This window comes from Labrenzia sp. 011 (assembly GCF_003075075.1).
Taxonomy (GTDB): Bacteria; Pseudomonadota; Alphaproteobacteria; order Rhizobiales; family Stappiaceae; genus Roseibium.
Map to the genome: position 1 here is coordinate 104176 of NZ_QCYM01000006.1, position 20430 is coordinate 124605.

The 20430-nt window shown below is 60.4% G+C and carries 20 protein-coding genes; 15 read left to right on the top strand and 5 right to left on the bottom strand.

The genetic code is table 11. The features are described 5' to 3' along the window. Window positions 1-134: 134 nt before the first annotated feature. Window positions 135-875: a hypothetical protein gene (locus tag DCO57_RS09025; RefSeq protein WP_116698551.1), complete on the bottom strand. Its 741-nt coding sequence runs from the start codon at window positions 873-875 to the stop codon at window positions 135-137. A 235-nt stretch (window positions 876-1110) separates the two neighbouring features. On the opposite strand from DCO57_RS09025, the gene DCO57_RS09030 reads away from it, so the two are divergent. Together DCO57_RS09030 and DCO57_RS09035 are read left to right on the top strand one after the other, a co-directional pair. Continuing rightward, window positions 1111-1773 (top strand): YggS family pyridoxal phosphate-dependent enzyme, encoded by a 663-nt coding sequence (locus tag DCO57_RS09030; protein ID WP_116698660.1) that lies wholly within the window; start codon window positions 1111-1113, stop codon window positions 1771-1773. Window positions 1774-2061: 288 nt separating this feature from the next. Beyond that, the gene (locus tag DCO57_RS09035; protein WP_116698552.1) at window positions 2062-2292 is read left to right on the top strand and encodes a hypothetical protein; all 231 of its coding nucleotides are present in this window, start codon (window positions 2062-2064) and stop codon (window positions 2290-2292) included. Window positions 2293-2393: 101 nt separating this feature from the next. Here the strand turns inward: DCO57_RS09035 and DCO57_RS09040 are convergent, their stop codons facing one another. Then, window positions 2394-3833, bottom strand: coding sequence for a TrkH family potassium uptake protein (locus tag DCO57_RS09040; RefSeq protein ID WP_208977863.1), 1440 nt, complete (start codon window positions 3831-3833; stop codon window positions 2394-2396). A 230-nt stretch (window positions 3834-4063) separates the two neighbouring features. On the opposite strand from DCO57_RS09040, the gene dctP reads away from it, so the two are divergent. From dctP to rimM, 8 genes are all read left to right on the top strand, one after another. Further along, entirely contained in the window at window positions 4064-5056 is a 993-nt protein-coding gene (gene dctP, locus DCO57_RS09045) for a TRAP transporter substrate-binding protein DctP (protein WP_116698553.1), read from the top strand. Between the two features lie 107 nt (window positions 5057-5163). Then, window positions 5164-5673, top strand: coding sequence for a TRAP transporter small permease (locus DCO57_RS09050; protein WP_116698554.1), 510 nt, complete (start codon window positions 5164-5166; stop codon window positions 5671-5673). Next, a complete protein-coding gene (locus DCO57_RS09055) occupies window positions 5670-6941 on the top strand; it encodes a TRAP transporter large permease (protein ID WP_116698555.1) in 1272 nt (423 codons plus the stop codon). Before DCO57_RS09050 ends, DCO57_RS09055 begins: the two co-directional genes overlap by 4 nt. 12 nt (window positions 6942-6953) lie before the next feature. After that, window positions 6954-7832 carry an isocitrate lyase/PEP mutase family protein gene (locus DCO57_RS09060; protein ID WP_116698556.1) on the top strand — a complete coding sequence of 293 codons (879 nt, stop codon included), beginning with the start codon at window positions 6954-6956 and terminating at the stop codon, window positions 7830-7832. A 301-nt stretch (window positions 7833-8133) separates the two neighbouring features. Continuing rightward, entirely contained in the window at window positions 8134-9693 is a 1560-nt protein-coding gene (gene ffh / locus DCO57_RS09065; RefSeq protein ID WP_116698662.1) for a signal recognition particle protein, read from the top strand. Continuing rightward, window positions 9690-10013 (top strand): chorismate mutase, encoded by a 324-nt coding sequence (locus tag DCO57_RS09070; protein WP_165814694.1) that lies wholly within the window; start codon window positions 9690-9692, stop codon window positions 10011-10013. The genes ffh and DCO57_RS09070 overlap by 4 nt, the downstream gene beginning before the upstream one ends. An 18-nt stretch (window positions 10014-10031) precedes the next feature. Next, a complete protein-coding gene (rpsP, locus tag DCO57_RS09075; RefSeq protein WP_116698557.1) occupies window positions 10032-10433 on the top strand; it encodes a 30S ribosomal protein S16 in 402 nt (133 codons plus the stop codon). 87 nt (window positions 10434-10520) lie between these two features. Continuing rightward, complete coding sequence (gene rimM / locus DCO57_RS09080) at window positions 10521-11063, top strand: ribosome maturation factor RimM (protein WP_116698558.1); 543 nt, start codon at window positions 10521-10523, stop codon at window positions 11061-11063. Here the strand turns inward: rimM and DCO57_RS09085 are convergent. Beyond that, on the bottom strand, window positions 11024-11542 hold the full coding sequence (locus tag DCO57_RS09085; RefSeq protein ID WP_116698559.1) for an antibiotic resistance protein VanZ: 519 nt from the start codon (window positions 11540-11542) through the stop codon (window positions 11024-11026). The genes rimM and DCO57_RS09085 overlap by 40 nt on opposite strands. 289 nt (window positions 11543-11831) lie before the next feature. Here DCO57_RS09085 and trmD point away from each other — a divergent pair, with 289 nt between their 5' ends. The 5 genes from trmD to DCO57_RS09110 all read left to right on the top strand — a co-directional run bounded on the left by trmD (window position 11832) and on the right by DCO57_RS09110 (window position 17645). Then, complete coding sequence (gene trmD / locus DCO57_RS09090; protein WP_116698560.1) at window positions 11832-12542, top strand: tRNA (guanosine(37)-N1)-methyltransferase TrmD; 711 nt, start codon at window positions 11832-11834, stop codon at window positions 12540-12542. Between the two features lie 223 nt (window positions 12543-12765). Continuing rightward, the gene (rplS, locus tag DCO57_RS09095; RefSeq protein ID WP_116698561.1) at window positions 12766-13236 is read left to right on the top strand and encodes a 50S ribosomal protein L19; all 471 of its coding nucleotides are present in this window, start codon (window positions 12766-12768) and stop codon (window positions 13234-13236) included. Window positions 13237-13502: 266 nt separating this feature from the next. Then, entirely contained in the window at window positions 13503-14915 is a 1413-nt protein-coding gene (gene leuC, locus DCO57_RS09100; RefSeq protein ID WP_116698562.1) for a 3-isopropylmalate dehydratase large subunit, read from the top strand. Window positions 14916-15307: 392 nt separating this feature from the next. After that, on the top strand, window positions 15308-15865 hold the full coding sequence (locus tag DCO57_RS09105) for an HNH endonuclease (protein WP_116698563.1): 558 nt from the start codon (window positions 15308-15310) through the stop codon (window positions 15863-15865). Window positions 15866-16229: 364 nt separating this feature from the next. Further along, window positions 16230-17645: a TadE/TadG family type IV pilus assembly protein gene (locus DCO57_RS09110; protein WP_116698564.1), complete on the top strand. Its 1416-nt coding sequence runs from the start codon at window positions 16230-16232 to the stop codon at window positions 17643-17645. Window positions 17646-17725: 80 nt separating this feature from the next. Here DCO57_RS09110 and acs read toward each other — a convergent pair whose 3' ends face one another. Beyond that, a complete protein-coding gene (acs, locus tag DCO57_RS09115) occupies window positions 17726-19660 on the bottom strand; it encodes an acetate--CoA ligase (RefSeq protein ID WP_116698565.1) in 1935 nt (644 codons plus the stop codon). Window positions 19661-19974: 314 nt separating this feature from the next. Then, window positions 19975-20373 (bottom strand): DUF1761 domain-containing protein, encoded by a 399-nt coding sequence (locus DCO57_RS09120; RefSeq protein ID WP_116698664.1) that lies wholly within the window; start codon window positions 20371-20373, stop codon window positions 19975-19977. Between the last annotated feature and the right edge of the window lie 57 nt (window positions 20374-20430).

Below are 20430 nucleotides of genomic sequence, written 5' to 3' on the forward strand. Positions count from 1 at the left end.
CTGCCGCCTGAACCGGCGGAATTCCTGAATGATTGACTGCCGGACTGTCACCAGAAATCGGGCCCGGGGTCAACATGTGAGAGGAGATTGATCTCGCTGTTGCCTGTTTATGTCGCAATGCCGCATTCGTAAAGCTACCGGATGGCCGGTCGGGCGGAAGAAATGCGCGGCCGGTTCGCGAATGCATCCCAGATATTCTTCATTCGCAGCCCGTCCGGGTGGGTCCTGCTGAAAAGAACATAAAGCGGAAAGACGCGGATCGGTTCGGACATGGCGATGGATGCCGCCGCGTCCTCCAGGATGGAGCGGCTGTGGCGCTGGCCGACACGGTCTATCTCGATATAAACGTCCGCCCGGCCGTGGGCGAGCATGTTCCATGCCCGCGCTTCCTCCGGGACCGCCTGAAAGACTACTCCGGTCTTTTCCAGCGGTGCCTGGTACCAGTATCCGGGAATGCCGACGACGGTCAGTCCTCGGGCCTTGATATCCTCGAAGCTCATGGCCTCCAGACCGTCCGGAAACCGGTCCCGGCGGTAGAAATAGACGTATCGGGCCAAGTCTATGGGCGTTTCCGGATAGAGGAAATCCTCCGCTCTTTCCTCTTCGAAGATCCAGGAAAAAGTCGCCGGCATGCTGCCGTGGCGGGTCATCTCGAAAGACCGGAGCCAGGGAAAGAACTCGAAGCGCACGTCATGTCCGGCTGCCTGGAAAGTCTCGCGAACCTTCTGCGCGTGCTGTCCGAAGCCGGGAGCCCCGGGGGACGTGAAGGGCGGCCAGTCACCGATCGCGAAGGTGAAGGTCTCCGACTTCGCAGCGACGCCCTGCAAAGCGAGCGCGAGGACAACGGCAAATGCGCGCAGTCCGAATGCGGTCATTCGGGATGCAGGGAGTTGTAGTGGTTCATGCGGTGGATCGTGGGCAAAACAAATGAACAAATGCGTAATATCAACGGCAGTTCCGGGGGGCTTTCCGGCAGGGAGACGGGGCGTCGAAGAAGGGTTTGAAGAGAATTTCATGAATCTGCTAAGAGGGACAGGGCCGGTTCCGGCCTCTCGTCCCGTCGCCGGCAAGGGGACCTGGATCACAATCGCCGTCCAACTGGAGCATTTCATGGTGTCCGCAACCGATCGTCTGGAAGAGATAAAGGCCGATATCCGCAATGCCGAGACTGCCTGCGGCCGAGGGGAAGGGGCGGTCACCCTGATCGCGGTTTCGAAGACCTTTGACGCGGAGGCGATCCTTCCGGTTCTTGAGGCCGGCCAGCGGGTGTTCGGTGAAAACCGGGTCCAGGAGGCGATGGGCAAATGGCCGGGGCTGCGCGCAGAGTATGACGGGGTCGAGCTGCACCTCATCGGCCCTCTGCAATCGAACAAGGCAAAGGAGGCGGTTGCGACCTTCGATGTGATTCACACGATCGATCGGCCGAAAATCGCCAGGGCGCTGAAAGCGGAAATGGACAGACAGGGACGGCAGCTTCCGTGTTTCATCCAGGTCAATACGGGCGAGGAGCCGCAAAAGGCGGGCATTGCGCCGAAGGAGGTCGATGCCTTCGTGAAGGACTGCCGGGACGAAATCGGTCTGGATATCGTCGGTCTGATGTGCATTCCGCCGGTGGACGAGGCTCCGGGTGAACATTTCGCGCTTCTGGAAAAGATCGCCGGCCGCAACGGACTGAGCCAGCTCTCCATGGGCATGTCGTCCGACTACAGGGTGGCCATCGGCTTCGGCGCCACCTGCGTGCGGGTTGGCTCGGCGATCTTCGGTTCACGCTGAGAGTCCTGCCGGTGTAAGGACAGACGCTCAGGCGCAGTCCAAAATCCGCCTGAAATCGTCAAAAATGACATTAATTTGACCAACCGATGGCTGAGCAGGATTGTCAGTCACAACAATGCCGCGAGTTTTCCCCGGAGCGGCCTTTTGGCCGTCGGGATCCCGAAGCACTGTCAGCCCGTTCCGGTTCAGCGGGTCGCAGGGGCTCGCCGGACGGACGGAACAACGGGCGCCGATCAACGCTCAATAGCGCGGAAAAGCCCGGGAAACCAAACCCTTGGAGGTTAAATCATGTCCAAACGTCTTACAGCTGCTCTTCTTGTCGGTGCGTTCACGGTGTCCACCGCGGCGCTCGCCCAGGGCATGTCGTTTGATGCTGTCGACAGCAATCAGGACGGGTTCGTCACCTTCGAAGAAATCTCGGCTGCCGTGCCGAGCCTGTCCGAAGATGTCTTCAACGCCGCCGACATGAACCAGGACAGCCTCCTGGACCCGGACGAATTCGAAGCCGTCCAGCCGTAATTTCTGTTTCGGGCAATCACCTCCTCTGCTGTGCGCACAGCCGGATTGCCTGACCGGGACCACCGCCGGACACACTGTCCGGCGGTGGTCTTCCGGTGCGGTCAGTCGAGCCAGAAATCGGGGGTCAGGAGCAGAAACGCCGCGATGATCTCAAGCCGTCCGATGATCATTTCCACGGCCAGGAACCATTTGGCCACGTCCGGCAGTGACTGAAAGGTTCCGGAGGGACCGATGATGTTGCCGACGCCGGGACCGACATTCGCCAGTGCGGTGATCGAGGCGCTCAGGGCGGTCTCCAGATCGAGTTCCAGCATCATGTAGATGACGGAAAATGCCGCGAATGTGCCTGTGTAGAGCACCGCGAAGACCAGAATTCCCTCAAGAACATTGCCGGACACGGCATGACCCTGATACCGCGGTTCGGCGACCCGGTGCGGGCGGACGAACCTGCGCAGGAGCGAGCGGATGTAGCTGAGGAGGATCGCCACGCGGAACATCTTGAAACCGCCGGCCGTGGAGCCGCTGCAGCCGCCGAAGAAGGTCAGCACGAAAAAGATCGCGATCACCGCCGGCCCGAACTGCAGGTAATCGTTGGCCGCATAGCCGGTGGTGGTGATGACGGACACGACATTGAAAACCGCCAGGGTGAACATGTGGAGCGGTGTGTCATGGACGATGAAGCGTTCGAAGTAAAAGACCCCCAGAGATGCGGCGGTCACGAAGAAAAACAGAAAGCCGATCTGGGCGTCCCGGTCGAACTGCCGGCGTTCCAGGCTTCTGATCAGATACAGGAACGGTACGCTCGACAGCAGCATGAACACGGTCGCGACCCAGTAGACGGCGATGCCGGGAAACTGGCCGAAGGACTGATCCGAGGTGGAAAAGCCGCCGGTGGACACCGTGGTCATGGCATGGATGACGGCATTGAAGAAACTCATTCCGCAGAGCCGGTAGAGCAGCAGGCAGCTGAATGTCAGGGTGCCGTAAAGCAGTAGCAGCCGATAGACGAATGGCGCGATCTGGCCGTAGGGCTTGCTGGTCTTTTCAGAGGATTCCAGCGCAAACAGCTGGCTTCCGCCCACCCTCAGGCCCGGCAGCAGCCAGATTCCGAGGGCGATGACGCCAATTCCCCCGATCCATTGCAACAGGCCGCGCCACAGCAGGATGCCCGGCGGAAAACGGTCGAGGCCGGTCAGAACCGTGGAACCGGTCGTCGTCAGTCCGGAGACCGTTTCGAAAAAGGCATCCGTAAAGCTGATGCCCAGGCCGCTGAAATAGAAGGGGACGGCTCCGGCGAGGGAAAAAGCAAACCAGGCGGCGTTCACGAACAGGATCGCTTCGCGAAAATGAATCGGTGGACGTTCTCCGCGAAAGGCCATTGTCGTCAGAACACCGGCGGTTCCCAGCACGAGGCCGGAGACGAGAAAGACCCGCCAATCGGGATTGGCCGCGAATGCGTCGGCAACCGCGGGAAGGATCATCAACAGGGAAATCAGGATGAGCAAACGGCCGATCGGCAGGGCAATGGCTCGAAAATTCATTTACCGAGCATCCGGGATGGACGGCTGTCTGCAGGGCAGTCGTGCGGTTTCAGATGGGGTTTTATCTGCTTGTGCATCGCAAAATGCAAGGTTCCGGATAGCGTTGAGGGTGCAGACAGTCCCGCTTGCACGTTCTTTGAGGCGTATTGACCCAGAAATCGGCTTTTGCAAGAGTGGCTGCCGGAATCTTTCGTGACTGAAGCGAAAGGCTTTTTGGGAGGAATAATAATATGAAAGCATTTTCCTGGGCGCTTGGCGCCGCAGTGGCCCTCGGCCTGTCAGCCGGGTCGGCACAGGCCGCCGACACGACCCTGCGCATTTCGCTGCAATTGCCGCTGACGAGCCACCTGGGTCAGAACCTTCAGCTCTTCAAGGAAGAGGTGGAAAAGACCTCGAATGGCGATATCGCCGTTGAAATCTACGATTCCGCGCAGCTCTTCAAGGACAAGGAAGTCCCGGCGGCCGTCGGCTCCGGGACCATCGAGATGGGTGTTGCTTCGCTGACGCGCTATGTCGGCGACGTGGCCGCGGTTGATATCTTCTACCAGCCGTTCCTCTTCGATACGGAAGAAAAGGTACGTGCGGCCGTGGCGCCGGGCTCGCCGGTACGCGGACCGCTCGATGAGGCGATCGCGGAAACCGGCTCCACTGTGTTGTGGTGGCAGGCCTATGGCGGGGCGATCATGATTTCCAACGGCGGCCCGGTCAAGACGCCGGCCGACATGAAGGGCAAGAAGGTCCGTGTCTTCGGCAAGACGCTTGGCGATTTCGTTACGGTTGCCGAGGGTGCACCGACGCTGATTTCCGGTTCCGAACAATATCTGGCCTATCAGCGTGGTACGGTGGATATCGGCATGACGGGCGTTTCCGGTGTGAAATCCCGCAAGCTGTGGGAGGTGATGGACACGATCACCGTGACCAACAACGCCGATATCGAGTTCATCGTCGTGGTGAACACGGACTTCTGGAACGGACTGCCGGAAGAGCACAGGGAAATCATCCACGCCGCGGCGCTGAAAGCCGAGGCGGATGTGCGGGACCGGATGTCCAAGATCGAGGCCGCAGCCTATGCGGAAGCCGAGAAGAACGGCATGACCATCTACACCCCGTCAGAGGATGAGATGAAAGCCTGGAAAGAAGTCAGCCAGCCGGTTTACGATGCCTATATCGAAAAATCCGGCCCCCTCGGCAAGAAGGTGATGGACGCGGCTCAGAAACTCTGACGCGAACTCGACATCTTTGGGCGGCGACCGGATGTTTCCCGGCCGCCGCCGGTATCCTTTCTTTCTGAACCCTCCGGTGGCCGCAGGTCCCGGTGCCGGGAAATGTCATGAAACCCTTTTCTCATCTGTTGAAGGCGCTGGCCTGGATCGCGGCGCTGCTGTTTTTCGCTGCCGGTGCCATGCTGACCTATGAGGTCACGGCGCGGTACCTGTTCGTGGCCCCGACCATCTGGGCTGCGGAACTGTCCCAGCTCTGCCTGATCTGGGGAACCATGATCGCCATGCCCTGGCTGCTTCAGGCCAACCATCACATTGCCGTTGATGTCATGACCGACAGGATGGGTCCGCGCGCGCGCACTGTCTGCCGGGTGCTGTCGATGGCCGCCATTGCGCTGCTGAGCGCCATGGTTGCCTGGAAGGGTGGCGACATCTTCCTTGAGTCCTTCGAACGCGGACGCACCACCGGTTCCATGCTGGACATGCCGACCTGGGTCTCTGAACTGGCGATCCCGTTCGGATTTTCGCTGCTGTTCGTGCAGGCGCTGATCGAACTGGCGCGCACACCCGCTTCATATGGCGACCTGAAAGACAACCGGGACGGCGGGGCTTCGGCATGACGGTCGTGCTCATTCTCGTTGCGCTGTTCGCGCTGCTGCTGATCCGGGTGCCGGTGGCCTTTGCGCTGGCCGGACTTGGTCTGGCCCTGCTGATGCTGGGCGGGTTTTCACCGCTGATGGCGCCCCAGGCGATCCTGTCGACTCTCGACGGCTTCATCCTGCTGGCCGTGCCGCTGTTCCTGCTGATGTCGAACATTCTGCTGAAGGGAGGGGTCGGCCGGGACCTGTTCGCGGCGGTTCACGCCTGGGTCGGTCATTGGCCCGGCGGCCTTGCGATTGCCACCATCATCTCCTGCGGTATCTTCGCGGCGATTTCCGGGTCTTCCGTCGCCACGGCGGCGACCATCGGCACCGTTGCGATCCCGGAAATGATCAGCCGCGGCTATGAGCGGCGGTTCGTCTATGGGCTGCTCGCCGCCGGCGGCACCCTTGGCATTCTGATCCCGCCCTCCATTCCGATGATCGTTTATGCCTTCGTTACCGAACAGTCGGTGCTGGATCTGTTTCTGGCCGGTATCGGGCCGGGAATCCTGCTGGTGGTGCTGTTCATTGCCTTTTCCATGATCTATGCGCGCTGGTTTGGCGGGTTCACGCCGGAACCGGCGACGGAATGGCCCGAACGGTTCCGGGCGACGCTGCGGGCCCTGCCGGCGGTCGTGCTGGCCGCCTATGTCATCGGGGTGATCTATACCGGTGCGGCAACGCCGACAGAGGCGGCCGCGCTGGGCCTTGCCGGTGCACTGGTGATCACGCTGGCGATGCGCCGGCTGAACTGGACCGGCTTTCGCGAGGCGATTTTCGAGAGCATGGCGACGACCGTCGCCATCCTTCTGATCGTCGCCGGCGCCAAGGTGTTCGGCAAGGCGATCACGCTCTACCGGATTCCGCAGGAGATTTCGGTCTTCATCGGCCAGAACATCGACACGCAACTTGGCTTCATCCTGGTGGTTTCGGTGGTGCTTCTGATCATGGGACTGGTCTTCGAGGCGCTGTCGATGGTCCTGATCATGACACCGGTGCTGTTGCCGGCGGCGATGCTGCTCGGGTTCGACCCGATCTGGTTCGGTGTTTTCATGGTGGTGATGGTGGAATGCGCGCTGATCACGCCGCCGGTCGGACTCAATCTCTATGTCATCCAGTCGGTTGCCAAGGCCAGTCTGACGGATGTGTCGCGCGGCGTGCTGCCGTTCCTGCTCCTGATGCTGTTTTCGGCGGCCATTCTCTACGTATGGACCGACCTGGCGCTGTATATCCCGTTCAAACTCTGAGGTCTCACGATCATGCCGTCTCCGGCCGAAATGCTCCGCGCCCTGCTGGCGCAAGACACGCTTCATGTCATGCCGTGCTGCTATGACGCGCTGTCGGCAAAGCTGATCGAACAGGCGGGTTTCGATCTGACCTTCATGTCCGGTTTTGCCGCTTCGGCATCGCGCATCGGTCAGCCGGATCTCGGTCTGATGTCCTACGGGGAGGTGCTCGACCAGGCGCGCAATATCACCGATGCGGTGCGGATCCCGCTTCTGGCCGATGGGGATACGGGGTACGGAAATGCCATGAATGTGCGCCGGACAGTCACCGGACTGGCCAAGGCCGGGGCGGCGGCGGTGATGATCGAGGATCAGCTCGCTCCAAAGCGGTGCGGTCATACGCCCGGCAAGGCGGTGGTGGCGCGCGAAGAGGCCTTCGACCGGATCCGTGCGGCGCAGGACGCCAGGGAAGCGGGCGCCGACATCCTGATCCTGGCGCGTACCGATGCGCGTCATGACCACGGGCTGGGCGAAGCGATCGCGCGGGCCGCAAAGTTCAAGGAACTCGGCGCCGATATCCTGTTCGTCGAAGCGCCGAAGACCGTTGCCGAGATGACGGAAATCTGTCGTGAGCTGCCCGGTCCGAAGATGGCGAATATCGTCGAAGGTGGCGAGACACCGGACCTGTCGCACCGGGAGCTTCGGGAGATCGGTTATGCAATCGCCGCCTATCCCTTGACCCTGATGGCCAGTGCCATGAAGGCGATGACCGCGACGCTGGAGAAACTGAAAACGGATCAGGACCGCACGCCCGATCTGATGGATTTCAAGGAGCTTCGGCAGAGGATCGGTTTTGACGATTACTACCGGATCTCGGCGGCCTATGAGTCGTCGCGGCGGGATGCGGAATAATTCAGGTGATCCCGGCAGGGCTGTGAGAGGCAGGGCTGCTGCGTGACAGCGGGCCGCTTTCCTTGACTCTCCCTGTGCTTTCAGGCATAGACCCTCGAACTCCATATGAGTGAGCAACAATTCGATCCGCCGACCGGGACCCGTACAGGTCTAAAGAGTTCCCGGAGGTCACCACCCGACAGCGCGATGCGCCCTCGGGTGCGAAACTGCTTTGTGCAGTTCGATCCGGCTGGAAATGAGGGACGGCGGCCCATATGGTTCGGGAGATTTCCCGAAACCGACGATGTTCAAGGACCCTTTGATGTTTGAAAGCCTGTCCGATCGATTAAGCGGTATTTTCGACAAGCTCACCGGCCGCGGGGCGCTGTCGGAAAATGACGTCAACGAAGCGCTGCGCGAAATCCGCCGCGCGCTGATCGAGGCCGATGTTGCCCTGCCGATCGTGCGGTCCTTCACCGACAAGGTCCGCAACCGGGCCGTGGGCGCGGAAGTCGTCAAGTCCGTGACGCCGGGCCAGATGGTCGTGAAGATCGTTCACGATCAGCTTGTCGAAATGCTCGGCGAAGAGGCCCAGCCGATTGATCTGAACGCGCCGGCGCCGGTTGCGATCATGATGGTCGGCCTGCAGGGGTCCGGTAAAACGACGACCACGGCGAAACTGGCCAGACGTCTCACCCAGCGGGACAAGCGCAAGGTGCTGATGGCCTCGCTGGACACCCGTCGCCCGGCTGCCCAGGAACAGCTGAAGGTGCTGGGCGAACAGAACGGCATCGACACACTGCCGATCATCGAGGGCCAGGGACCAGTCGAAATTGCCAGGCGGTCGATGTCTGCCGCCAAGCTCGGCGGTTACGACGTGGTGATGCTGGATACCGCCGGCCGCATCCATATCGACGAGCCGCTGATGATGGAGATGGCCGACGTCAAGGCCGCCGCCCAGCCGCATGAGATCCTGCTGGTCGCCGACTCCCTGACCGGTCAGGATGCGGTCAATCTGGCCAAGAGTTTCGACGAACGGGTGGGCATCACCGGTATCGCACTGACCCGTATGGACGGTGACGGCCGCGGGGGCGCGGCGCTGTCCATGCAGGCGGTCACGGGCAAGCCGGTCAAGCTGATCGGGACGGGCGAAAAGTCCGATGCGCTGGAAGATTTCCATCCCAAGCGGATCGCCGACCGCATTCTGGGCATGGGCGATATCGTTTCGCTGGTTGAGAAGGCGGCTGAAGCCATCGATGCGGAACAGGCCGCGAAGATGGCGAAAAGGATGCAGAAGGGTCAGTTCGACCTGGACGATCTCGCCGAACAGCTCAAGCAGATGGAAAAACTGGGCGGCATGTCCGGGATGATGGGCATGCTTCCCGGTGTCGGCAAGATGAAGAAGCAGATCGAGGCGTCCAACATCGACGACAAGATGTTCAAGCGTCAGGTCGCGATCATCCAGTCGATGACGCCCACGGAGCGCCGCAAGCCGGATCTTCTGAAGGCAAGCCGCAAGAAGCGCATTGCCGCCGGTTCGGGTGTCCAGGTGGCCGAGGTCAACAAGCTCCTGAAGATGCATCGCCAGATGGCCGACATGATGAAGGCCATGGGCAAGAAAAAAGGCATGCTCGGCAAGCTGATGGGCGGCATGGGCGGCGGCATGCCGGATGTCGATCCGAAGGCGCTCGAGGAGATGGCCAAATCCGGCCAGCTGCCGGGTGGCATGGAGCTGCCGAAAGGCCTTCCGGGCGGTATGGGCGGCGGACTTCCCGGTGGACTGGGCGGTGCCGGTCTGCCGCCGGGCATGCCGGGTCTTCCGGGCCTCGGCGGAGCGAAACTGCCCGGGTTGCCGGGACTGGGCAAGGGCAAGAAGCGATGAGCGAAGCGGAAAGCCGGCTGGGCGAAAGCCGGGCGGTCGAAGAACTGAAAGCGCTCAGGGCGTCCATCGACAATATCGACGCGGCGCTGGTTCACATGCTGGCCGAACGGTTCAAATGCACCCAGAAAGTGGGTGTCCTGAAAGCAAACAACGACCTGCCGCCGGCTGATCCGGCGCGGGAGAAGATTCAGATCGAACGGCTGCGGCAGCTTGCCTGCGACGCCAATCTCGATCCTGATTTTGCCGAGAAATTCCTGAACTTCATCGTTCGCGAAGTGATCCGGCATCATGAAGCCATTGCCGCTGAAGCCGGCAACTGAAAAACTGGAGAAAACAACATGGCTACGAAAATTCGCCTGGCACGCGGCGGTTCCAAGAAGCGCCCGTATTACCGCATCGTGATTGCAGACATCCGCTCTCCGCGCGATGGCCGTTTCATCGAGAAGGTCGGTTCTTACGATCCGATGCTGCCGAAGGACTCCGAAGACCGCGTCAAGCTGGATGTCGAGCGCATTCAGTACTGGCTCGGCAACGGCGCCAAGCCGACCGACCGTGTTCACCGGTTCCTGGATGCCGCCGGCCTCCTGAAGCGCGAAGCGCGCAACAACCCGAAGAAAGCCGAGCCGGGTGCGAAGGCGAAAGAGCGTCTGGAAGCCAAGCGTCTGGCCGAAGAGGAAGCCGCTGCTGCCGCAGCCGCGCCCGCCGAAGAACCTGCTGCTGAGGAAGCGGCCGCTGAATAAGCACCATGATCATGGCCGCAATGGTCTGTTCACAGGAGCAACCGGTTCGCGCCCTGAGGGGCGCGGACGGTTCAGGAGCGTGCTGAGATGAGTACATCGGATGACCGCAAGGTTCTGATGGCCATGATCGGCGCGGCCCACGGCATTCGTGGCGAAGTGCGGGTCAAGCCGTTCGGCGACGATCCGCTTTCCTTCACCGACTACGGTGTGTTGACGACGAAGGATGGCAAACGTTCCTTCGAGGTTGAACATGCACGGGTGAAGAAGACGGTCGTGATCACCAGGTTCAAGGGGATCACGGATCGCAACCAGGCGGAGGAACTCAATGGTGTTGAGCTTTATATCCGCCGGGATCAGCTTCCCGAGACCGAAGATGACGAATTCTATTATTCGGATCTGAACGGTCTGGATGTGTTCGACCAGTCGGGAGACATGCTCGGCAAGATCGTTTCCGTGCAGGATTTCGGTGCCGGGGATCTGCTGGAGATTCGTCCGAAGCGGGGCGGGACCTTCTACGTTCCGTTCACGAAGGACTTCGTGCCCGACATCAGTCTGGCGGAAAAACGCGTGAATGTGGTTCTGCCGGACGATTACTTTTCCGAAGGCGAGCCGGAGCCGTCCGGGGACTGACCGGAAAAATAGCGCGTGCGCACCGGCTCAAGACCAATCTTGTCCAGATTCAGTTCTTCCTGTTCATCCTGCACGGCCTGCGTTTTCTCCGAGCGGATCAGTGCGATCAGCGCGACGATCAGCGCCACGCCGACGCCGTTGGCAACCGTATCGGGGAGCGACATTTCGTGATGAGGCAGGAGCCCCTGCACGATCTCGCCGGCAATCCCCATGCTGAAGGCCACGACGGCCGACATGCGCAGGCGGCAGCAGAACAGGGCATGGATGGCCAGGGTCAGCAGGGCGAAGAAGCCGATATGGATGACCTTGTCGTAGGGGTGGCCGACACCGGTGTTGAACACCAGCCCGACCAGCACGCCGAAGATCACCAGCACCGCCAGCGGAGCGACCCGGCTGAAGGAAATGTCCAGATACCGCCGGTCGATCCGGTCCTGCAGGACGGCGGGGAGTTTCAAGCGAAATGAGGGGAACTTGACCACGGTGGCGTATCCGGTTGACTCAGTCTTGCAAACTTGCACGGCGACCCTTAATCAGAGCTTTCTTTCCGGAAAATATCCTGTTGATGGCGCCTCCTCTTGCGGATCTGGTTAACAGGTCGCCTGAGCAGACAGCGGCTCCTTGAAGCCTTTCGGGATGCGCCGTCGCTTCTCGAACAACAGTCTTTCGGATGTCCAGGCGATTCCGATATGTCATCCAATGATGTATGGGTTTACGCCCTAGCCTGAGCCGGACTGGAATGCCGGCGTGCGATTACCGACAGGGACAGCCATGGTCTTCAACGCAACCGTTCTGACGCTCTATCCGGACATGTTTCCCGGCCCCCTGGGACAGAGTCTTTCCGGGCGGGCGCTTGAAAAGGGTCTGTGGCGGCTGGCGACCAGCCAGATCCGCGATTTCGCCACGGACAGGCACCGTTCGGTGGATGACACGCCGGCCGGCGGCGGCGCCGGGATGGTTCTCAGGGCAGATATTCTGGCAAAGGCGATCGACGCGGCCGCGCCGGCGGACGATCCGCGTCCGAAACTCCTGATGAGTCCGCGTGGGCGGCCGTTCACGCAGGCCCGTGCCCATGAGCTGGCGGACGGACCGGGTGCGGTCATTGTCTGCGGCCGGTTCGAGGGAGTGGACCAGCGCGTCATCGACGCGCGCGGCCTGGAGGAAGTCTCCATCGGCGATTACATCCTCTCCGGCGGTGAAATCGCCGCGATTACGCTGCTCGATGCGGTCGTCCGGCTGATCCCCGGGGTGATGGGCAACATGGAAAGCGCCGAAACCGAGAGCTTCGAGACGGGATTGCTGGAACATCCGCATTATACCCGCCCGGCGGACTTCGAGGGCCTGTCCATTCCGGAGGTTCTGACCTCTGGCAACCACGGCAGGATTCATGAGTGGCGCATGGCGGAAGCCGAACGCCTGACCCGCGAACGCCGTCCGGATCTCTGGGAAGCCTATATGGCGGACGAGGACGACGTGGATTGAAGAATCCGCATGACAGTGAGACGCTTTTCCTGTATACGCCCGCGGAAGCTGGGTGAAGGTATGTCTCTTTTCGTGGGGCCTGCTTTTCGACAATGGGCTCCGGACATTCCGGAAATCTCATGAAAATCCGGCGGATATGCAACATGGCCCAGAGCTGGTGAATTCGTTCCCTGACTTTCGGAGAACGCTCTGACCGCTTTGTAATTGAAAAGGGAAAAATGCCATGAACATCATCGAAGAGCTGAATGCCGAGGAAATGGCGAAAATCGAAGCGCAGCGCAAGCTGCCGGTATTTTCGCCGGGTGACACCGTTCGCGTCAACGTGAAGGTCACCGAAGGCACCCGTACCCGTACCCAGGCCTACGAAGGCGTCTGCATTGCCCGTTCCGGCGGCGGCATCAACGAAAGCTTCACGGTTCGCAAGATCTCCTACGGTGAAGGTGTGGAACGTGTGTTCCCGATCTTCTCGCCGATGCTGGAAGGCGTAGAGGTTGTCCGCCGCGGTAAGGTCCGTCGTGCGAAGCTCTACTACCTGCGCGACCGTCGCGGCAAGTCTGCCCGTATCGTTGAAAACACCAATGTGCGCTCCAAGCGCCTCAACGATGAAATGCGTGCCGAAGCTGCTGCAGCCAAGGTCGCAAAGGCCGAAGCGAAAAAGGCCGAGCAGGAAGCTGCAGAGACCGCAGCCGAATAAGCCCACCGGGCAATTCCGGTTTCGAAAGGCGGCCTCCCGGGGCCGCCTTTTTGATATGGACCGGCATGCAGGGCGCGGCCGACCGGTCAATGCCAGTTGAATTCAGCTCAACTCGCAATGCTTGACCTTGATGCACGGCTGCGTCATTCACTATCTGAATTCTATCAAATGCCGCTCTGCCGCCTCATAGGGCGGCAAGCACACAGGCCGGATGCGAACGTCATGAGACATGGCGCGGCCGAACCGGACGGAGTGAGGAGAGACCCATGGCCAAGGCACGGACGCTTTACGACAAAATCTGGGATGACCACGTGGTCGACATGCAGCCGGACGGAACCGGTCTGCTCTATATCGATCGTCACCTGGTGCATGAAGTCACCAGCCCCCAGGCCTTCGAAGGCCTGCGGATGACCGGCCGCAAGGTGCGCCAGCCGCAGAAAACCCTCGCGGTCGTCGACCACAATGTGCCCACCACGGACCGACGCCACGGGATCGACGATCCGGAATCGGCGCTGCAGGTCGAGACGCTGGCAAAGAACGCCGCGGAATTCGGGGTCGAATACTACTCCGAACTCGACATGCGCCAGGGTGTGGTTCATATCATCGGCCCCGAACAGGGGTTCACCCTGCCCGGCATGACCATCGTGTGCGGCGACAGTCATACCTCGACCCACGGCGCCTTCGGCTCCCTGGCGCATGGTATCGGTACGTCGGAGGTCGAACACGTTCTGGCCACGCAGACCCTGATCCAGAAAAAAGCCAAGAACATGCTGGTGAAGGTCGAAGGCCGGATTCCGGACGGCGTTACCGCCAAGGACATCGTCCTGGCGATCATCGGCGAGCTCGGCACCGCCGGCGGCACCGGTTATGTGATCGAATATGCCGGAGACGCCATCCGGTCGCTGTCCATGGAAGGCCGGATGACGGTCTGCAACATGTCCATCGAAGCGGGTGCACGCGCGGGTCTCATCGCGCCGGATGAGGTCACCTTCGACTATATCAAGGGCCGTCCGAAGGCTCCCAGCGGCGAGGCGCTGGACATGGCGCTGGCCTACTGGAAGACCCTGCATTCGGATCCGGACGCCTATTTCGACAAGGTCGTGGAACTGGATGCGGCGAAACTGCCGCCGATCGTTTCCTGGGGGTCCTCGCCGGAAGACGTGGTTTCCGTACAGGGCGTCGTGCCGGATCCGGACGACATCGACGACGAGAACCGCCGCCAGTCCAAGAAACGGGCCCTGGAATACATGGGTCTGGAGCCGGGAACGAAGATCACGGATATCCGCATCGACCGGGCGTTCATCGGCTCGTGCACCAACGGACGTATCGAGGACCTGCGTGCGGCCGCGGCCGTGATCGGCGCCCACAAGGTGGCTCCGGGGGTCAGCGCCATGGTGGTGCCCGGTTCCGGTCTGGTGAAGGAACAGGCCGAGGAAGAAGGTCTGGACGTCATCTTCAAGGAAGCCGGTTTCGAATGGCGCGAGCCGGGATGCTCCATGTGCCTGGCGATGAACGCGGACAAGCTGAAGCCGGGTGAGCGCTGCGCATCGACCTCGAACCGGAATTTCGAAGGGCGGCAGGGTCACAAGGGCCGTACCCACCTCGTTTCTCCGGCCATGGCGGCGGCGGCGGCGATCGCGGGTCACTTCGTCGACATCCGCGAGTGGACCGTCAACTGATTCGGGACGGTAACCGGAATTTCGAAGGGCGCCTGCGGGCGCCCTTTTGCGTCGGGCCGGGGAAATCCTGCGCCGGATGCGGGCGGTTCAGGGTTTGATCAAACGATTCATGGCGTTACGAAAACAGCCATGTAGCGAAACCGTTTTCGACTCCCGCGCTCAGAAATGATTCTCACGGGCTTCACAAGACTGTCATCTCGGCACTACAATACTTCCGTCGCAAAAGGACATTTTCCGCTGTCCGATTGACCGGGCGACGGAAAATCCGGCAAGATCAACCCGGCTTCCAGGTGGGATCACAGGAAGTCTGAGGGGTGATCGGGCATGAGATGTGAGAGCATCCGATCCGTGTTCATCCGAATGCGGGGTGCTCTGGGTTTGAGGAGCGGAAGGTGACGATAGCGGTTTCGTCGGGAGCCCATCCGGCGTTGGTGCTCAATGCGGATTACCGGCCTTTGAGCTACTATCCATTGTCCTTGTGGTCCTGGCAGGACACCATAAAGGCGGTGTTTCTGGATCGGGTGAACATCGTTGCTGAATATGACGCAGCGGTCCGAAGTCCGAGCTTCGAATTCCGATTGCCGAGCGTCGTCTCGCTCAAGACCTTTGTCAAACCCAGCCGATATCCTGCCTTCACACGCTTTAACGTTTTTCTGCGCGACAAGTTCCAGTGCCAGTATTGTGGTGCCAAGGACGAACTGACCTTCGATCATCTCATTCCGCGCTCGAAGGGTGGCCTGACCACCTGGGACAATGTCATTACGGCCTGCTCGCCCTGCAACCTGCGCAAATCCAACAAGTCCTGCAAACAGCTGAACATGTGGCCGATGCACATGCCGTTTCAGCCGACCATTCAGGACCTGCACAACAACGGCCGCGGGTTTCCGCCCAACTATCTTCACGACAGCTGGCTCGACTTTCTCTACTGGGATACCGAACTGGAGCCGTGATCGGCGCAGTCTGCGGCAGATCCCGGAGAACGGACCGATCTGCGCCCGGGCCGGGCTGGCCGCTGGAAATTCTGCGCCGGAGACTGGGGGCGTTGAATTGACGTCAAAAAATTTGCGCAACGGATATGCAAACCAATTGCTGCGCCATGCCATTTCCTGAGTCCATGAAACCGCCTGAAAGCAACATGCTGCAGTTCGCATTTCTCTCGCAGCGCGGTTGATTGCGCGCATTCGGGAGCGGATTATGGCAGTCTTGCGGACAATTCTTGCTGAATTTAACTTTCTGTTAATAGTTTATCTAAGTTCAGCTTAAGACAAATGGTACCTTTTTGTAATAACTGTCTCTTCTTACCGTGAGGCAGACATGTACAATCATAATCCAAATTCGCGCCGGAACCCGTTGAAGCGCCTGATCGCTGACCAGGACGGTGCCGTGTTGCCGCTCTTCGGGATCATGGTGATCCTCCTGATCGTGATCATGGGAGCGGCGGTGGACGTCTCCCGATCGGTGAATGCGCGGGAAAAACTGTCTTATGCTCTCGATTCGGCAGCCTTGTCGCTTGCCGCGCAGCTGTCGACGACCCGCATGGATACCGACGATATCCAGGAAGCCCTCACCGATTCCTTCGAGGCCAATCTGGAAGGCGAGGATTTTCTGCACGAAGCGATCGAGAATCTCGACTTCGTCGTCGATACTACCAACGGACTGGTAACCGTCACGTCATCTGCGACCCTGGGCAACTATTTTGTCGATCTTGGCGGATACATGAAAGAGAGCTTTGGGCCGGCGTTCTTCGCCTTCGGCACGAAATCGCAAGTCACCTTTTCCAGATACGATGTGGAGCTGGCTCTTGTCCTCGATGTGACGGGCTCGATGCGAAACGACATGGATACACTCCGCGAGGCCTCCACCAGTCTTGTCAATATCCTCATCCCCGAAGACCAAGATGTGGAAGCCAGCAAGGTCCGCATCTCCCTTGTCCCCTACAGCCAGGGCGTCAATCTGGGAGACTATGCCGATAAGGTGAAGGGCGATGCCTACGGCTATTCCGACGGCAGCGTCTGCGTCACCGAACGGCAGGACTACGATGACGGAAGCGAGACCTACGAGGTCAGATTTACCGACGAATCCTACGACTATTACGACGAGAGCGCGCCCCCGCCGAAGGGCACGTTTTACGGAGGCGGCAGCACCAGCTGCTCGAAGGATTCGGAAATGATCCCGCTGACTTCGGACCGCGATACGCTGATGGATGCGATCGACGATCTGGACGACAACGGCGGAACGGCCGGCCAGACAGGTATCGCCTGGGGCTGGAACAGCCTGTCACCGAATTACGCCGATGTCTGGCCATCGGACAGCGTCGGGGATTCCTATGACAATGATGATGTCCTGAAGTTCGCCGTCATCATGACGGACGGCGACAACAACCGGTATTACGATTTCATCGAGACGGAATGGCAATGCACGCTTGAGAAGCGTGGAAGCTGCAAGAAATATGAAGAGGTTGACGTTTACGAATGGCAGGAAAAAAGCGAGAGCGAATCCTACTCCAACGAATCCTCGACGGCGTCCCGGGCCCTCTGTGACGGTATGAAAGCGGCGGGAATCGAGGTATTCGGAGTTTATTTCGGCAGCAGCACAAGTTCTGCCGGCGCAAAGAACATGCAGTACTGCGCCAGTGACGACAATTATTTCCAGGCGACGAGCTCGGCAGACCTCATTGACGATTTCTCGAACATCGCCCGGAAGATCCAGCAGATCTATCTGTCCAAATAGGGCCCGGTTCGGGCCGAGACGGGTCAAAAAAAACGGCCTGCCGAACCGGCAGGCCGTTTCTGTTCAGTAGGAAGCGGGTGTCAGCGGTTCTGCCGGTTGTCGATCAGGTCATCGACAACAGCCGGATCCGCAAGTGTCGAGGTGTCGCCGAGGTTCTCGAAGCTGTCTTCCGCGATCTTGCGCAGAATGCGGCGCATGATCTTGCCCGAGCGGGTCTTCGGCAGGCCGGGCGCGAACTGGATCAGATCCGGCGACGCGATCGGGCCGATCTCGGCACGCACGTGCTTCACCAGTTCCTTCTTCAGGTCCTCGGTCGGCTCTTCGCCTTCCATCAGGGTCACATAGGCGTAGATGCCCTGCCCCTTGATGTCGTGCGGATAGCCGACAACGGCGGCCTCGGAGACTTTCGGATGCGCCACGAGCGCGCTCTCGACTTCCGCCGTGCCCATTCTGTGGCCGGAGACGTTGATGACGTCATCGACGCGTCCGGTGATCCAGTAATAGCCGTCCTCGTCGCGGCGGCAGCCGTCGCCGGTGAAATACAGGCCCTTGTAGGTGGCGAAATAGGTCTGCACGAACCGTTCGTGGTCGCCGTAGACCGTGCGCATCTGGCCGGGCCAGCTGTCCTTGATCACCAGATTGCCTTCGACCGCGCCTTCCAGGAACTTGCCCTCCGCGTCGACGATCGCGGGTTGCACGCCGAAGAACGGACGGGTGGCGGAGCCCGGTTTCAGGTCCGTTGCCCCCGGCAGCGGCGTGATCAGAATGCCGCCGGTCTCGGTCTGCCACCAGGTATCGACAATCGGGCAGCGTTTTTCGCCGACAACATTGTAGTACCAGTTCCAGGCCTCGGGATTGATCGGTTCGCCGACGGAGCCCAGCAGGCGCAGCGACTTGCGCGAGGTTTTGGTAACATGCTCGTTGCCTGCCCCCATCAGGGCGCGGATGGCGGTCGGGGCGGTGTAGAAGATATTGACGTTGTGCTTGTCGCAGACTTCCCAGAAACGGCCCGGTCCGGGATAGGTGGGAACCCCCTCGAACATCAGGGTCGTCGCGCCATTGGCAAGCGGCCCGTAGACAATGTAGCTGTGGCCGGTGACCCAGCCCACATCCGCCGTGCACCAGTAGACGTCGCCTTCATGGTAGTCGAAGACATATTCATGGGTCATGGATGCGTAGACGAGGTAACCGCCGGACGTATGCACCACGCCCTTGGGCTGGCCGGTGGAGCCGGAGGTGTAGAGAATGAAGAGCGGATCTTCCGCATTCATCTCGACCGGGGCGCAGTGATCGGACACCCGGTCGGCTTCCTCGTGATACCAGACGTCGCGGCCTTCCTTCATGGTCACGTCACCGCCGGTGCGCTTGACGACGATCACGCTCCTGACCGGAGCCTTTTCCGTGGCCTTGTCGACATTGGCCTTCAGCGGCACCTTTCGGCCGCCGCGCAGCCCCTCGTCGGAGGTGATCACACATTCGGACTTGCAGCCCTCGATGCGCTGGGCAAGGCTGTCAGGCGAGAAACCGCCGAATACGATGGAGTGAACGGCGCCGACACGGGCGCAGGCCAGCATTGCGTAGGCCGCTTCGGGGATCATCGGCAGATAGATCGTGACCCGGTCGCCCTTCTTGACGCCCTGGCTGTGCAGAACGTTGGCGAATTTGTTCACTTCATGATGAAGCTGCCTGTAGGTGATGACCTTGCTTTCGCCCGGGTCGTCCCCTTCCCAGATGATGGCGGGCTGGTCGCCGCGTTTTTCCAGATGGCGGTCGACGCAGTTGGCGGACACGTTCAGCGTGCCGTCCTCGTACCATTTGATCGACACGTCATGGTAATCGTATGAGGTGTTCTTCACCTTGGTATAGGGCTTGATCCAGTCAAGCCGCTTGCCGTGCTCGCCCCAGAACCCGTCCGGATCTTCCACGGAGCGCTGGTACATTTCCAGATATTTGGCATTGTCGACATGCGCCCGCGCCGCAACCTCCGCGGGAACGGGGAAAACTGAGTCTGACATGTGAGAACCTCCCAGAAACCACAATGGGACCGGCGGCAGGCGGATGCCTTCAACGCCGGTCTGTTTGTCGGGGCCATTATGCGTATGGCCCCATAAAGCGTCCAGAACCAAGAATTGGTACTTTAGTCGGCAGGTCAGCAGGCCTGTCCGACCTTCAACGTCCCGCTCATCTTATCTGTATTCATCTGTATGCAAAATGCCGTAGATCAAATCGCGAGCCTCGGCAGAGGGACGGATTGCGCCGTCCGGTGGGGCCGGACGGGTTCTCCGGAGCGCTCTGGACAATCGTTCTGTTGATCGTGTGATGGCCCGGTTCAATAACTCAGCCAGCCGATCAGGAAGCCCTGCAGCAGGAGCACGCCAAGCCAGTGGCCGCCGTCGATCAGCGTCAGGGACCAGGGCTTTCCCTGGAAGCGGTGATTGACGATCTGGGTGGTCATGACAATGCCCACCCAGACCATGACCGCGGAAATGATGCCGTTGCGGATGCTGGTTTCGCCGCTGTGGTAGATGATTCCGGCAAAGACGAAGGCCATGATCACCTGGCAGAAAAAGGCCGTGCCGAGAATGGCCGGAGACGGTCTGGTCTGCGTCCTTTCGATATCCGCCGCCTTCATCCAGGCCTTGCCGAGCAGGCCGTACCAGAGCGATCCGAATATGAAGGATGCAATCGCGGCGGATGCGACCGCGACCAGATTGATACCGTCAAACATGTCTGTTTCCTCCGCATTCCTGCGGAGCAGGTTGGAAGCAAATCCGGGAAAGATCAA

Bases quoted from the DNA above. Each gene is read 5' to 3' on its own strand.
- DCO57_RS09025 (WP_116698551.1), bottom strand. From the start codon at position 875: ATGACCGCATTCGGACTGCGCGCATTTGCCGTTGTCCTCGCGCTCGCT.
- DCO57_RS09030 (WP_116698660.1), top strand. From the start codon at position 1,111: ATGGTGTCCGCAACCGATCGTCTGGAAGAGATAAAGGCCGATATCCGC.
- DCO57_RS09035 (WP_116698552.1), top strand. From the start codon at position 2,062: ATGTCCAAACGTCTTACAGCTGCTCTTCTTGTCGGTGCGTTCACGGTG.
- DCO57_RS09040 (WP_208977863.1), bottom strand. From the start codon at position 3,833: ATGAATTTTCGAGCCATTGCCCTGCCGATCGGCCGTTTGCTCATCCTG.
- dctP (WP_116698553.1), top strand. From the start codon at position 4,064: ATGAAAGCATTTTCCTGGGCGCTTGGCGCCGCAGTGGCCCTCGGCCTG.
- DCO57_RS09050 (WP_116698554.1), top strand. From the start codon at position 5,164: ATGAAACCCTTTTCTCATCTGTTGAAGGCGCTGGCCTGGATCGCGGCG.
- DCO57_RS09055 (WP_116698555.1), top strand. From the start codon at position 5,670: ATGACGGTCGTGCTCATTCTCGTTGCGCTGTTCGCGCTGCTGCTGATC.
- DCO57_RS09060 (WP_116698556.1), top strand. From the start codon at position 6,954: ATGCCGTCTCCGGCCGAAATGCTCCGCGCCCTGCTGGCGCAAGACACG.
- ffh (WP_116698662.1), top strand. From the start codon at position 8,134: ATGTTTGAAAGCCTGTCCGATCGATTAAGCGGTATTTTCGACAAGCTC.
- DCO57_RS09070 (WP_165814694.1), top strand. From the start codon at position 9,690: ATGAGCGAAGCGGAAAGCCGGCTGGGCGAAAGCCGGGCGGTCGAAGAA.
- rpsP (WP_116698557.1), top strand. From the start codon at position 10,032: ATGGCTACGAAAATTCGCCTGGCACGCGGCGGTTCCAAGAAGCGCCCG.
- rimM (WP_116698558.1), top strand. From the start codon at position 10,521: ATGAGTACATCGGATGACCGCAAGGTTCTGATGGCCATGATCGGCGCG.
- trmD (WP_116698560.1), top strand. From the start codon at position 11,832: ATGGTCTTCAACGCAACCGTTCTGACGCTCTATCCGGACATGTTTCCC.
- rplS (WP_116698561.1), top strand. From the start codon at position 12,766: ATGAACATCATCGAAGAGCTGAATGCCGAGGAAATGGCGAAAATCGAA.
- leuC (WP_116698562.1), top strand. From the start codon at position 13,503: ATGGCCAAGGCACGGACGCTTTACGACAAAATCTGGGATGACCACGTG.
- DCO57_RS09110 (WP_116698564.1), top strand. From the start codon at position 16,230: ATGTACAATCATAATCCAAATTCGCGCCGGAACCCGTTGAAGCGCCTG.
- acs (WP_116698565.1), bottom strand. From the start codon at position 19,660: ATGTCAGACTCAGTTTTCCCCGTTCCCGCGGAGGTTGCGGCGCGGGCG.
- DCO57_RS09120 (WP_116698664.1), bottom strand. From the start codon at position 20,373: ATGTTTGACGGTATCAATCTGGTCGCGGTCGCATCCGCCGCGATTGCA.